General features: G+C 42.4%; 12 protein-coding genes and 2 tRNA genes. 9 read left to right on the forward strand and 5 right to left on the reverse strand.

The genetic code is table 11. The features are described 5' to 3' along the window. Positions 1 to 8 precede the first annotated feature (8 nt). The 3 genes from ACSX1H_RS05505 (at position 9) to ACSX1H_RS05515 (ending at position 3,965) form a co-directional block, all read left to right on the forward strand. The gene (locus tag ACSX1H_RS05505; protein WP_439182789.1) at positions 9 to 1,973 is read left to right on the forward strand and encodes a histidine kinase; all 1,965 of its coding nucleotides are present in this window, start codon (positions 9 to 11) and stop codon (positions 1,971 to 1,973) included. After that, complete coding sequence (locus ACSX1H_RS05510; RefSeq protein WP_439182791.1) at positions 1,960 to 2,715, forward strand: LytR/AlgR family response regulator transcription factor; 756 nt, start codon at positions 1,960 to 1,962, stop codon at positions 2,713 to 2,715. The genes ACSX1H_RS05505 and ACSX1H_RS05510 overlap by 14 nt, the downstream gene beginning before the upstream one ends. A gap of 119 nt (positions 2,716 to 2,834) precedes the next feature. Further along, positions 2,835 to 3,965, forward strand: coding sequence for a lipid A deacylase (locus ACSX1H_RS05515; protein ID WP_439182792.1), 1,131 nt, complete (start codon positions 2,835 to 2,837; stop codon positions 3,963 to 3,965). A 4-nt stretch (positions 3,966 to 3,969) separates the two neighbouring features. On the opposite strand, the gene ACSX1H_RS05520 is transcribed toward ACSX1H_RS05515, so the two are convergent. Continuing rightward, positions 3,970 to 4,482, reverse strand: a complete 513-nt coding sequence (locus tag ACSX1H_RS05520; RefSeq protein ID WP_439182793.1) for a DNA-3-methyladenine glycosylase — start codon at positions 4,480 to 4,482, stop codon at positions 3,970 to 3,972. 284 nt (positions 4,483 to 4,766) lie between these two features. On the opposite strand from ACSX1H_RS05520, the gene rplM reads away from it, so the two are divergent. The 4 genes from rplM to tsf all read left to right on the forward strand — a co-directional run bounded on the left by rplM (position 4,767) and on the right by tsf (position 7,414). After that, positions 4,767 to 5,222 (forward strand): 50S ribosomal protein L13, encoded by a 456-nt coding sequence (rplM, locus tag ACSX1H_RS05525; RefSeq protein WP_439182794.1) that lies wholly within the window; start codon positions 4,767 to 4,769, stop codon positions 5,220 to 5,222. Between the two features lie 5 nt (positions 5,223 to 5,227). Beyond that, positions 5,228 to 5,614, forward strand: coding sequence for a 30S ribosomal protein S9 (rpsI, locus tag ACSX1H_RS05530; RefSeq protein WP_439182795.1), 387 nt, complete (start codon positions 5,228 to 5,230; stop codon positions 5,612 to 5,614). Between the two features lie 111 nt (positions 5,615 to 5,725). After that, positions 5,726 to 6,547 carry a 30S ribosomal protein S2 gene (rpsB, locus tag ACSX1H_RS05535; protein ID WP_439182796.1) on the forward strand — a complete coding sequence of 274 codons (822 nt, stop codon included), beginning with the start codon at positions 5,726 to 5,728 and terminating at the stop codon, positions 6,545 to 6,547. Between the two features lie 39 nt (positions 6,548 to 6,586). Beyond that, on the forward strand, positions 6,587 to 7,414 hold the full coding sequence (tsf, locus tag ACSX1H_RS05540) for a translation elongation factor Ts (RefSeq protein ID WP_439182797.1): 828 nt from the start codon (positions 6,587 to 6,589) through the stop codon (positions 7,412 to 7,414). 183 nt (positions 7,415 to 7,597) lie between these two features. On the opposite strand, the gene ACSX1H_RS05545 is transcribed toward tsf, so the two are convergent. The 3 genes from ACSX1H_RS05545 to ACSX1H_RS05555 form a co-directional block, all read right to left on the reverse strand. Continuing rightward, the gene (locus ACSX1H_RS05545; protein ID WP_439182798.1) at positions 7,598 to 8,719 is read right to left on the reverse strand and encodes a methyl-accepting chemotaxis protein; all 1,122 of its coding nucleotides are present in this window, start codon (positions 8,717 to 8,719) and stop codon (positions 7,598 to 7,600) included. Positions 8,720 to 8,921: 202 nt separating this feature from the next. After that, a tRNA-Gln gene (locus tag ACSX1H_RS05550) sits at positions 8,922 to 8,992 on the reverse strand. Between the two features lie 42 nt (positions 8,993 to 9,034). Next, positions 9,035 to 9,105, reverse strand: a tRNA-Gln gene (locus ACSX1H_RS05555). A 248-nt stretch (positions 9,106 to 9,353) separates the two neighbouring features. On the opposite strand from ACSX1H_RS05555, the gene ACSX1H_RS05560 reads away from it, so the two are divergent. Both ACSX1H_RS05560 and ACSX1H_RS05565 read left to right on the forward strand, forming a co-directional pair. After that, the gene (locus ACSX1H_RS05560) at positions 9,354 to 12,296 is read left to right on the forward strand and encodes a protein O-mannosyl-transferase family (protein WP_439182799.1); all 2,943 of its coding nucleotides are present in this window, start codon (positions 9,354 to 9,356) and stop codon (positions 12,294 to 12,296) included. A gap of 248 nt (positions 12,297 to 12,544) precedes the next feature. Continuing rightward, complete coding sequence (locus tag ACSX1H_RS05565; protein WP_439182800.1) at positions 12,545 to 12,988, forward strand: nuclear transport factor 2 family protein; 444 nt, start codon at positions 12,545 to 12,547, stop codon at positions 12,986 to 12,988. Positions 12,989 to 13,019: 31 nt separating this feature from the next. Here the strand turns inward: ACSX1H_RS05565 and ACSX1H_RS05570 are convergent, their stop codons facing one another. After that, complete coding sequence (locus ACSX1H_RS05570) at positions 13,020 to 13,535, reverse strand: C40 family peptidase (RefSeq protein ID WP_439182801.1); 516 nt, start codon at positions 13,533 to 13,535, stop codon at positions 13,020 to 13,022. Positions 13,536 to 13,563: the final 28 nt, after the last annotated feature.

Raw genomic sequence — 13,563 nt, forward strand, 5'->3', positions numbered from 1 at the left:
TCTTGCATTTGAAAAACTTACTCATCATCTTAGTAATTACCCAACTGTTTGCTGGCTGTAAGCAGCAGCCGACCAACGAAACAGAAGGAGCGCCCGATTCGCCTACAGTCAGTGAAGATTCTTTAATGATTGAGCAACTCATTGCACAATCAACCGAAATCTACGCCACCAACTCGGCGAATACGCCTGCCTTTGATAATTACCTTAAGGAAGCAGAGGATATGGCACTGAAGAGTAACAACTCCTACCACCTGTTTAGTATTTATACAATGGTGGGGCAACGCCTCCGAAATAAATCCTATTACTCAGAAGCCATGCAAATGCTGCAAAAAGCACTGAATATTGCAGAAGCTTCCCAGAACCTGCATTTTCAGACCAGAGCCTATAACCAGATTGGTGTTATTTACAGGCGAATAGACGAAAACTCTCAGGCCTTAGACATGCATATGAAAGCGCTTCAACTGGCTGAGGAATGTAACGATTCGTTGAGCCTTAGCAAAGCCATTAATGGCATGGGCAATGTGAGTATCGCCATGGAACGCTACCATTCGGCCATCGAATATTTCCGTCGCGGCCTCCATCTCTCTCATCTACAAAATAACTCCCTGGGCAAAGCCATCAATACAAACAACATTGGGGAAGCCTATATGAAACTGAACGAGTTAGACTCGGCCATGCATTACTATTTTAAATCACTGGAATACAATACAAAAATCAACAGCCGCGTGGGCCAATCCATCTGCTACAACAGCATTGGCAGTGCCTACATTGCCAAGCAACAGAACAGACTGGCGCTCGACTATTTAATGAAAGCACTGGAAATCAATCAGGAGCTGGAAGACAGAATGCTCACCTCTGTGAGCTACACCCAAATTGGGAAAACCTACCTGAACGATAACCTGCCTGACCGGGCCATCTCTTATTTAGAGCTTGGCCTGAATACGGCCATGGAGATAGGCTCTAAGTATACCGCTGAAGAAGCGGCAGCATTGCTATCCAAAGCATATGAGCAAAATCAGCTCTACAAGCGCTCACTCGATTATTACAAATTGGCCACCAGCCTTAAGGACAGCATCCTTAACGAAAAAAACCTGTTTCACATGGCATCCATCGAGGCCAAATACAACAATACTTTGCAACGGCTGCAAATCGATGAGCTGAATAAGGAAGCCCTGCTGCAGAAAACCCGCCTGTCAAAACAACGATCCATTCTTGTGGCTACGGCAATTGTAGTAATTGTATTAGCGGTGGTTGTGATCCTGATTATTATCCAAGGTCGCTTACGCAGTCGTTATAAAAACCTGCGCTTTCAACAGCGCCTGCTGCGTTCCCAAATGAATCCACATTTCATTTTTAACGCCTTAAGTGCTATTCAGGTATTTATTTTAGAAAACGACATGGAAAAATCAAGTCGCTTCCTATCAGATTTTTCTAAATTAATGCGCCACGTATTACGCAGCAGTAACTATGAATTTATTCCCATCCACGAAGAGGTAGAAATGCTGCAATACTATTTGAAAATACAGCAGCTCCGGTTTACGCCTCCGTTTTCATTCGAAATAATTATCAGCGAAGAAATTAAACACAATAAAGTGGTGATTCCGCCAATGCTGATTCAGCCCTTTGTGGAAAACGCCATTGAGCATGGACTAAAGCCATTAGGTGAAACGGGTAAACTGGTCATCCGCATATTGAAGAACAACCAACAAATGATTCTGGAAGTAGATGATAACGGCTTGGGTTTTGACTTCAACTACCGCCTGAGCAAGAGAGAGGAGCAGCACGAATCGATGGCAATAAAAATTACACAGGAACGCCTGAAAGTGTTGGAAAAGGACACCCACCAAAAAACAGAACTCGAAATATTCGATAAGAAAAAGAAAGATCCTTTTGAGCGCGGAACAATTGCCCGCATCAAATTGCCCTTAATCATGCAGAAAACAATCCAAACCAATAAAGATGAAAAACATTAAAACGATTATTGTTGAAGATGATCGATTCAATGCGATGGCAGTCTCCAAGGTCATCGAAAAGCACTTTCCGGAAATTAAGATTGCAGCCATCTGCGATAGCGTGCAGGATGCCATACACAAAATAAACCACTACCAACCCGATTTATTGCTGCTGGACATCCACCTAACCGACGGAACATCTTTTGATATCATCAGACAAGTTGAACCCTTGAATTTTAAAATCGTATTCATGTCGGCCTACCATGAATATGCCGTAAAAGCCATCCAACATGCGGCCGTCGACTTTGTTTTTAAACCTTTTGATTTCAATGAGCTCATCACAGCTATTGACAAAGCCATTGACGAACTGAACGATCAACATTACCAGCTGAAAATAAACACCCTTTTTAATAACATTGAACACAACCAACCTCAGATTATTTTGCACGGAAAAGAATCTCTGAAAGTATTTAATGTGAATGAAATTGTGTGGGGAAAAGCCATCCAAGGAGGCGCAAACTTTTACATGGCCGACAACAGCTACTTTTTTGCCTCCAAACCACTGCGCCGGTATGAGGCGATGCTTACCGACCACTCCTTCTTCAGGTGCCATCCTCACTACTTAATCAACCTCAATCAGGTAAAGGAAGTTACGCCGGAACTACAACGTATCAAAATGAAAACGGGCGATGAAGTGATATACGAACACCGCCGATACAACCAGCTCATTGATTTGCTGGAATTAAGCAGGGTGTATGCATAATAATTCTAAATAAATTACAGACAGAAAAAATATTTCAATTTTTATAACTTTTTTTGCCAATCAAAGTATTAGCAAGTGAGTGTTTGAAAATTTGGGAAATCAATAAACTGTAATAATTAATGCTTCGTTGGATTGGTGTATTTTTCTGTATTGTAATGTCGTGCAACTTAGCCTGGTCACAAGTCGATCAAACCTGGCGATACTACTACCCTGAGTTCAATAATAAGGCCGAGAACAACCTGTATTTCAGGCTCGAAAACAACAACTTCGTAAAAAATAACGAGTATTTTGGCAATTACATTGAAGGATACACGTTAATGGGCTACACTGCTCAACCTTCGTTGATCTACTATGCTGGATCGCGGTTGAGAATTAAGGCAGGCATCCATGCAATCCAGTTCAGTGGAATGACCGAATTCACACAGGTACTTCCAACTTTTTCCATTCATATGCAATTGACCGATAGGCTGGGCTTAATAATGGGTGGATTAAAAGGTGATGTACACCACCGACTCCTAGAACCGCTGTTTGACCCTGAGAATCAATACACCCGCCCCATTGAAAATGGTTTCCAGTTTATATTTAACGCCGATAGGCTGTGGGTAGATGCATGGGTGGACTGGGAGCAATTTATCGTTTTGGGAGACACTAAACCTGAGAAATTTACAGCAGGGATTAGCGGAGAATGGCTGTTATCCAAGAAAGACAATGATATTCAAGTGGCGATACCCGCGCAAATGATTGTTACCCACCTGGGCGGACAGATCAGTAATTACTCTGAACGGATGCAATCTTTAGCCAACCTGGCAACTGGCTTAAAGTTAAACTATTCTGTCGGAGAAGGTTTCATTCGCGATATCAGCTTGGCAACCTACGTGGCCGCCTACGAGGATTTAACCGGTCATTCGGGCTGGGATTTTACCAAAGGAAGTGCCATCTATCCTGTTGCCGAAGTTAAATATAAATTTGGCTCTCTGATGGCTGGCTATTGGAACGCCCACAACTTCCTTGCCCCAAAGGGCAGCTCTATCTTTCAGTCAACCTCCAACTACCAGCCGGGCTATTATACCAAAAGTCGTGAGATCGTTACCAACAAACTGAGCTTCACAAAAACGTTTATGAAACAAATTAAGTTCAGTGCCATGATTCAAACCTATTTCGACATTCCGGCCAAACAATTTGATTATTCATATGGCATCAATCTGGTGTTTACGCCTAACTTTTTAATTTCTAAGGTTAAATTCGATTAAATTTCTATTTCAGGAGAAACCGCCACTTTTTGGCGCGCCAAATCTTATCGGCGTAATCAATTCCGATGCGCTCACTGAGTTCAATTGGTGCATTACCTATTGGTTTTCCACTCTCCACCCACAAACGCTGGGATGTCACCAACGATTCGCCGTAAAAACTACCATCAAGCTGCAACAGTTGCCCTAAGCGCCCGGGCCCCGAAACCTCATGAACACCTCTGATTAAAACTGCCTGAGGGTGGTTTTCCGGTCCGGTAACGAAATTAAGCAACCAATATAGGCCGTAGATCAGGTAGGTATAAACCACACCTCCACTCTGATACATCACCTCCGTGCGCCTGGTGCGCCCTTTGCGGGCATGACAAGCGGCGTCCTCTTCACCCCTGTAGGCTTCCGTTTCTGTTATTGTGTAATAATGAACCCGGCCATCCTCATACTGGCGCACCAACTGTTTCCCGAGCAATTCAGGGGCTACAGATAACACATCCCTTTGAAAAAAAGACTCTCTCAAGCGCATACCGTTTGTATTTAATTTATCAACTCCGGCTACCTCTTATAAAATATAAAAATTACACATAACAAAAGAGCGATATCGTTGATTCATACAAAGTTTACTGCTTTTTTAATCAAATAATTAGCACAATAAAAATAAAAGAAGTAATTTTGCGGCCGATTATTATCCGAGCCGAAAGGTATGGCCTTCTGTTTCAAGGCGATTGGGGTGGGACCTAATTGCGGAGAAACAAACGCGCTACCTTTGCAAACTGTTTATTAATAAGTCGAATTTTAAAAAGGAAGACTGTGGATACGTTAAGTTACAAAACGATTTCAGCCAACAAAGCGACTGCCTGCAAAGAGTGGGTTGTGGTAGACGCAGCTGATATGGTATTAGGTCGTTTAGCGACAAAAGTTGCTAAACTACTTAGAGGCAAGTATAAGCCTAATTATACACCTCACGTGGATTGCGGAGATAATGTAATTATCTTGAACGCAGACAAAATCAAAATGACCGGTAACAAGTGGGACCAGCGTTTATTTTTCTACCATAGTGGTTACCCAGGAGGACAACGCGAAGTAACTCCAGCAGAGATATTCGCTAAGAAGCCGGAAAGATTGGTTGAAAAAGCTATCAAAGGTATGCTACCGAAAAACCGTCTTGGACGTCAGCTTTTCAGAAACCTGTATGTTTATACCGGCACTGAGCATAAGCACGAAGCTCAACAACCTAAAGTAATTGATATTAACGCCATTAAATAAGTACTATGGAAGTAATTAATGCGATTGGTAGAAGAAAAGCGGCTGTAGCTCGTATTTATGTGAGCGAAGGAAATGGTAACATCACTATCAACAAGCGTGAGTTAGATAAATATTTCCCTGCTGCAACCTTACAATATATTGTAAAACAACCATTAAACACCGTTGGTGTTGCCGAAAACTACGACATTAAAGTTAACCTTTACGGTGGTGGTTTCAAAGGACAGGCTGAAGCAGTTCGCTTAGCTATTGCCCGTGCACTTGTGAAAATTGATGCTGAAAACAAGCCGGCTCTTAAGGCTGAAGGATTCATGACGCGTGACTCACGTGTTGTTGAACGTAAGAAGCCAGGTCGTCCGAAAGCACGTAAGAGATTCCAGTTCTCTAAACGTTAATATTTATCAGGTGTGTTTAGTATCTAAATCTTTAAGACTTCTCAACGTATTATTGGGGAACTACTTGAAGATTGATTTAAACAGAAAGTAAACAACTTTAAAAAAATTACAATGCCAAGAGTTAATTTCGAGGAATTATTGGAAGCAGGTGTACACTTTGGTCACCTGAAAAGAAAGTGGAACCCAGCCATGGCGCCATACATTTTCATGGAGCGCAATGGAATCCACATTTTGGACCTTCACAAAACAGCTGTGAAGATTGACGAAGCTGCGGATGCACTTAAACAGATTGCAAAATCGGGTCGGAAAGTGTTATTTGTAGCCACTAAAAAGCAAGCTAAAGAAATCATTGCTGATAAAGTTGGTAGCGTAAACATGCCTTATGTAACTGAGCGTTGGCCAGGTGGTATGTTAACCAACTTCCCCACTATTCGTAAGGCGGTGAAGAAAATGACGTCAATTGACAAAATGATGGCTGACCCAAGTCAGTGGAAAAACTTGTCAAAAAGAGAAAGACTTCAAATCACCCGTCAGCGTGCCAAGCTTGATAAAACTTTAGGTAGTATTGCTGATTTAACACGTCTTCCTGCTGCAATGTTTGTTGTTGACGTAATGAAAGAACACATTGCTGTTAAAGAAGCTATCCGTTTGAATATTCCTGTATTTGGTATCGTTGATACTAACTCAGATCCATCACCAATCGATTTCGTAATCCCTGCTAACGATGACGCCACTAAGTCTATCGAGCTGATTACTGAGGTGATGACTAAAGCTATCCAGGAAGGATTAAGCGAGCGCAAAGTAGAGAAAGACAACGAAGGATCGAAAGAAAAGAAAGCTCGTGCTAAAAAAGCTGAACCTGCAAAGGAAGCAGCTAAAAAAGAAGAAGCTCCTGCTAAAGAATCTTCATCTGAAGAAGCTGCAGGCGAGTAATTCGATTATTTTTGTCTAACAACTTTAAAAAATTATATCATGGCTATAACTGCTGCTGACGTAAGCAAACTAAGAAAAAGTACCGGTGCCGGTATGATGGATTGTAAAAAGGCACTAACAGAAGCTGAAGGTGATTTTGACAAAGCAGTTGAAATCATCCGCAAAAAAGGACAGGCTATCGCTAACAAGCGTGCTGACCGCGAGACTACTGAAGGTGTTGTTTTAGCAAAAGTTACTGCTGACAAGAAAAGAGGTGCGTTAATCGTATTGAACTGCGAAACTGACTTCGTTGCTAAAAACGAAAGCTATGTTGATTTCGCAATGTCTATTCTTGATGCAGCTATTGCTGAAAATCCAGCTGACTTAGAGGCTTTAAAAGCGTTAGAAATTAACGGCCGTCCGGTTGCTGAGTTAATCGCTGAGCAAACAGGTGTAATTGGCGAAAAACTTGATTTAGCTGCTTACGAAACTATTTCAGCTGAATCAGTTGCTGCTTACATCCACGCTGGTAACAAATTGGCGACTTTGGTTGCCTTCAACCAGGCTGACGTTGACGAGCAAGTAGGTAAAGACGTTGCAATGCAGGCAGCTGCTATGGCTCCTGTTGCTGTTGACGCTGACAGTGTACCTGCTGACGTTAAAGAAAAAGAATTGGAGATTGGTAAAGACATGGCTCGTAACGAGGGTAAACCAGAAGCAATGTTGGAAAAGATTGCAATGGGCCGTTTGAACAAATTCTTCAAAGAAAACACTTTAATGGAGCAAGCGTTTGTTAAAGACAACAAAATGACCATTAAGCAATACCTTGATAGCTCAAGCAAAGGCTTAAAGGCTGTTGACTTCAAACGTTACACACTTAACAACTAGTAGTACCTCTACTTAATATAGAAAAGGGAGCAATTGCTCCCTTTTTTTGATCTATGCCATGCGCTATCTACCGCTTAACTACAACCCTATTTAACCAGCTTCTGGCCACTTATGCTTTCTGTCTTTCCTTCAAAACAGAGCTGCATGCCTTAATGCAAAACAATCTGTTAATAAAAATATAGCTTATTTGGCAAGCTTAAACGCACTAATAAGCTCCTGCATGTGCTCAGCCTGCCGCGACAGCTCTTCAGCACTACCAGATAGTTCCTCGGCTGCGGAGGCTGTTTGCTGCGTAATCGAATTTAACTGCACCATGGCAGCGTTTACCTGATTGATGCCATTACTTTGTTCTAAACTGGCTGCCGATATCTCATCCACATATACGGAGGCTTTTTCCACCTCTGGCAGCGTATCCTTTATCTGATTTTCACTCTGTTCAGAAGTTACCAGTCCATTGTTCGTCAGTTTTACAATCGTATCAGCTGCTATCCGGCTATGTTCAGCTAGTTTTCGCACTTCAGCTGCCACAACGGCGAACCCACGCCCATGCTCACCAGCTCTGGCCGCTTCAACCGACGCATTTAAAGCCAGAATATTTGTTTGAAAAGCGATACTGGTTATTGCCTGTATGTGGCTTGAAATGTCTTGTTGGGCCACATGCGCTTCCCTGGCCAAACTGCCCACTTGCCGGATGCCTTGCTGGGCCAAAGCAGAAATTTCTTTTGCCTCCTGCGCGTTGGCAGCATTTTGATGCACATTGGCAGCAATTTCCTCCATGGTTGATGACACCTCTTCCACTGATGAGGCTTGCTCACTTGCGCCTTGAGATAACTGGTGTGAACTGGCACTCAACTCGCGACTCGAAGCAGCCATGCTGCCAGCATTTAGCTCTATACCCTTTATTATTGCCTGCATGGCCTCTACTAATGTTGCTATCGAATTCCCCAAGCGACCAATTTCATCTTTTTGACGAAGCATAGCGGGACTAAGAACAATCGTCAAATCTTTATCAGCCAACTGATCTAATTTATCAATTGCCCTGTCCAATGGCTTTTTAAGCACATGCAGATAGGTAAAATTAAAGCTAGCACCCAAGGCAAAACAAATTGGTAAAACCCAGTACAAATTGCTCATGCTCGTGTGTGCTATATAAAAACCTGCCATGGCATAAATCAATGCTAAAGGAATTACACCAACCATTACCTTAAACAAAATAGAATGTTTATACTGCACATAAGTTAAACCAATGGCAATTGGACCAATTATACCAGCAAAAATCAACAGAAACAACAACACTTCATTCATAGTTAAATTAGTTTTTTAAGAATCATTAATGGAAACATCGAACCTCACTCTCACATTGCCCTAATTAAAAGGCATAAAACAAAACCTGACCCATTGAGGATTGGCCAGTTATTGCAATATTGAACTATAAAGTAAGTCTGTGATGTTAAATATTGTGGCGATAAAAAAACGCTTTCCAAACTAGCTGAAAAGCGTTTTTAAGTTGTCTCACAAGGATTCGAACCCTGACTAACTGGACCAAAACCAGTTGTGCTACCATTACACCATGAGACAAGCAAGACAAAAATAAACCTCCTTCTTCAGGAGGTTATGTCGTTGTCTCACAAGGATTCGAACCCTGACTAACTGGACCAAAACCAGTTGTGCTACCATTACACCATGAGACAATTCCGAGGCTTTTATTTCAAAAGCGATGCAAAGATAGAGAGTTTTTTTTTCAATGCAAGAAAAAATATTAAAAAAATCACTCGAAATATGTTACTCCGTAAAGCACAGAGAGTTTTATTGCACGTATTTTTCTTCAGCAAAACTGACAGCGGCCCAACACCGCCTTTAAGCCAACAATAATGACACGAAGAGGTCTGCATGAATTCCTCAGAAAAGCTATCTTTAGAACCAATTAGACGAATGAATCATGAGCACAACCAAAAAAATAAACCTGATTTTGGGCTGGAGCCTATTTATCCTCTCAACAGTTTTGTACTGGAGCACGATGGCTCCAACAGTAAGCCTATGGGACTGTGGTGAGTTTATCGCCTGTATGGCAAAAATGGAAGTTGGACACCCACCTGGCGCCCCTTTTTATTTGCTCTTAGGCCGCCTATTCAACCTGTTTGCCTTTTCCCCTGAGCAAATTGCCTACACAGCCAATCTGGTATCTGTTTTCGCATCAGCTGCCACCATAATGCTGCTGTATTTTTCTGCTGAGCACATGCTGCGACGCATTTTCAGTCAATACACACAAACAGTAGGCAAATACGTATTGTTAGCTGCCTCATGTGCAATTGGCGCCATGGCCTTCGCTGTATCGGACACCTTCTGGTTTTCGGCTGTTGAGGCTGAAGTCTATGCTTTGTCCATTTTTTTTACAGCCTTGTGCTTTTGGCTATTCCTCAAATGGGAAGAAGCACATGAACAAAATCACTTGAGTAACCGATGGTTGCTTTTGATAACCTTTTTAATGGGCTTATCTGTTGGTGTTCACTTGCTCAACCTTCTAATTATTCCGGTATTGGTACTCCTGATTCTATTGAGACAAAAGCCATTCTCCTGGGTACTACTTGTTAAAGCGCTCCTTATTGGAGGTGGCATTCTGGCACTGCTGCTGTTCGGCCTGATTCAAAATGGACTGTGGCTGGCACAAAAGATCGAGATTTTGATGGTCAACAGCTGGGGAATGCCCATTAACTCCGGGTTACTTTTGTTTGTCACTCTACTTTTTGGAGGCCTGTTTTTTGTCGTTTTCAAAACCCGCCACCTCAATAACTGGCAGCATTTACTGGCTGCAGGAGTGTTAGTGTTTATGATTGGCTATTCTTCTTATGCCATGATCATCATCAGAGCTGATGCCAACACCCCAATTAACCTCAACAATCCATCAACCGTTTTTTCCTTAGACAGCTTTTTGAACAGGGAGCAATACGCTCAAAACCCTTTACTTTATGGCCACTATTATAACACTCCAACTGGTGAGCTATTAACAACTGATACCTATCGGAAAAACGGTAAAAACTACGAATTATACGAAAAAACAAACAAGTACGCCTATGATGACAAGGGATGTGGGGTTTTTCCACGTATGCACAGTAACAACGCAACCCATAAGTATGGCTACCAACAGTGGGCCGGTGCCGACCCCAACAGCACTAAAAAACCATCTTTCATCACCAATCTGAGATTCTTTTTCAACTACCAGATCAACCACATGTACATTCGTTACTTTATGTGGAATTTTTCAGGGCGTCAGAATGATGAACAGAGCTACGGCGAAATACACAAAGGCAATTGGATCACCGGCATTCCATTTATCGATAAAAACATTGAAGGCAGTCACCAACACAGCTTATCGCTCAGTAATCCTGCGCGTAATGTGTATTTTATGCTCCCATTATTGATTGGGCTTATCGGCATCATTTTCCTCATCAATGCCGGCAAAAACAGCAAAAAGTATCTGGCCGTAACCGGACTGCTACTTCTAATGACCGGCCCCGTAATTGTTCTCTACCTGAATCAAACTCCTTTTGAGCCAAGAGAACGCGATTATGCTTTTGTGGGGTCATTTTATGCCTTTGCTATTTTTATTGCATTTGGGGCATTTGCCCTCACCCACCTCATTTATAAGAACACCCAAAGCTACCTTACAGCTGCTATGGGTTTAGTGTTGTTAACGGTGGGCGCACCTATTCTTATGCTTTCGCAAAACTATGCTGACCACGATCGCTCAAACCGGACATTTGCCCTTGAACAAGCACGCAGCTATCTCAACTCGTGCGAACCCAATGCCATCCTTTTTACCTATGGCGATAACGATACCTATCCGTTATGGTACGTGCAGGAAGTAGAAGGCTATCGAACCGATATACGTGTAATTAATTATGGACTGATGGGTGCAGACTGGTGTATCCAACAATTGGCACAAGCTGTTAACCTAACGGATCCCATCCCTCTTTCTATCTCTCAGCAACGATATAAAACCGGGGAGTTAGACTATGCGCTGCTTCTGGAACAAAGCAAAGAGTACGCGCCCCTGCAGAGTGTGGTACAGTTTATTGGCAGTAACAAAGAGACCTCTAAACTGCCCATGCAAAATGGGGAAAAGATAGACTTTTCGCCTGTTAACCGCTTTTTGCTCCCCTATGACCAAAATGATACGCTTAAATGGCATTGTCCGAAGCGTGTGCTTTATAAGAACGACATCGCATTCTTCGATATTTTGGCCAGCAACAACTGGCAACGACCAATATATTTTACCATTGGGGCCAATCCTGATATATTTAACGGGCTCGAAGATCACCTCAGGTACGATGGCCTGGTTTATAAACTCGTACCACAACGCAAGGCCCCAAATGCACCCATCTTTTATAACAGGGAGCATTTATTGGATACCTATTTAAACAAAATCAAATTAGGCGATGGTAACACTGCCTATTACGATCATTACTGCCGACGCACTTTTGATGTGATTAAATACCGACAAATAGGGAACCTTTTGGCGGCTGACCTGCTGGAACAGCAGCGACCAGAGGAAGCAAAAGCTGTGGTATTGAAGAGCCTCAAGGAACTCCCAATTGGTGTTGCTCCAGATGCCAGTGGCAACCTGCCCCTGCTTCATCTATTACATGAATGCGGTCTGCAGTCTGAAGCTATTGAATATACGGATTTACTGCTTCAGCGCCACCTGAATAACCTGCTGTGGTATGCTGCTTTGCCGCGCCAAAAGCAGCGCTTTGCACAAAGCGCTTTTCAACAGGAAATGGAGAAAGGCCAGGTTTTAAAGATGGTTTTGAACACCATTAAAGACCCCGCTCTTGACGAACAACTAAAAAATGTTTATAACACATTAGGCATTGAACTTTAAACACCTGCCATAGGCAGTGTGCATGCTTTTGCAGGCCGTTCAACGACAAAAACATATATCAACAAACCACATGCATTCCCAGTGCTCTCTTTGGGAATGCATGTGGTTTGTTACAAACTCCCCAAACAGCATCAAACTGCCAAATTTACACTGCATCAGCAATCAGTTATAGAGCTGGGAAAAGCAAGTATTGACATCACTATCCGTTCATAAATACCTTTGCACTTTCACACCTAAAATTTACCGCCATGAAAACAGCAGTATTATTGGCCATCATTTTTCTGAGCTGGAACCTCCCTGTTACATATGGGCAGAGCGCCGAAAAAGAAATCAACGCAACGATTAACGACATGATACAGGCTTCTCTGTCAAAGGACCTGGAAAAAACATTGTCATACTGGGATAACTCTGCATCATTCAGTTACATTGCCGATGGCGAGCACTTCACTTATGCACAATTTAAGGAAATGTACCAGGAATTTCTCGCCAGTGTTGAAAGCAGTGAAATAAGCGAAAGCCATGTGAAAGTTCGGGAAATAGGCAAGTACAAAGCCATTTGCATCTGGAATGGTCGCGAAAAAGTTACCATGAAAAATCAATCACCCATTGAGTCAAATTGGATTTCTACTCTGGTAATGGAAAATAAAAAGGGAGGATGGGTGATTCTACATGGACACACAAGCCATTTTTGACCTGGCATCAAAGAATTGGAGAGCCAGCTATTTACCAAACCCTGGTGCCAAACAAGAATCCCTTTTTCCAATCCTTATCCGACAGCTTTGATATAATACAGCCATTCGAACTTGATACATGAATGAACTCATCATCACCTAAATAAATCCCCACGTGATTAACCAGTTTTTTACTCCAGCTCATATGAAAAAACACCAAATCGCCCCGCTCTAAACTATTTCTCGCATGAATCTGCTTGCCATACCGGCCTTGCTCTGACGAAGAACGAGGCATGGAAATACCATGTTTCTGAAAGCTGATATAAACAAGCCCTGAACAATCGAGCCCTTCGTGATCCAATCCACCCAACCGGTGCTTCACCCCAAGAAAGTAACGAGCAGAGGTAATAACCGCTTCGGGGTTCACGCCTTTTATATCCAATTCCTTTTTCACCCCTTCTTCGCGATAGGCTTTCAGTTGTTGTTTAATCGTTTGTGACTCCGCACCTAAAACACTTAAAAACAGAAATATGAGCGTTAGAATGGGCTTACTGATTGAAATCTTCATCACTCGCGTTTTTTCTTAAAGGTATAAT

The sequence above is a fragment of the Carboxylicivirga taeanensis genome, from assembly GCF_051851475.1.
Taxonomy (GTDB): domain Bacteria; phylum Bacteroidota; class Bacteroidia; order Bacteroidales; family Marinilabiliaceae; genus Carboxylicivirga; species Carboxylicivirga taeanensis.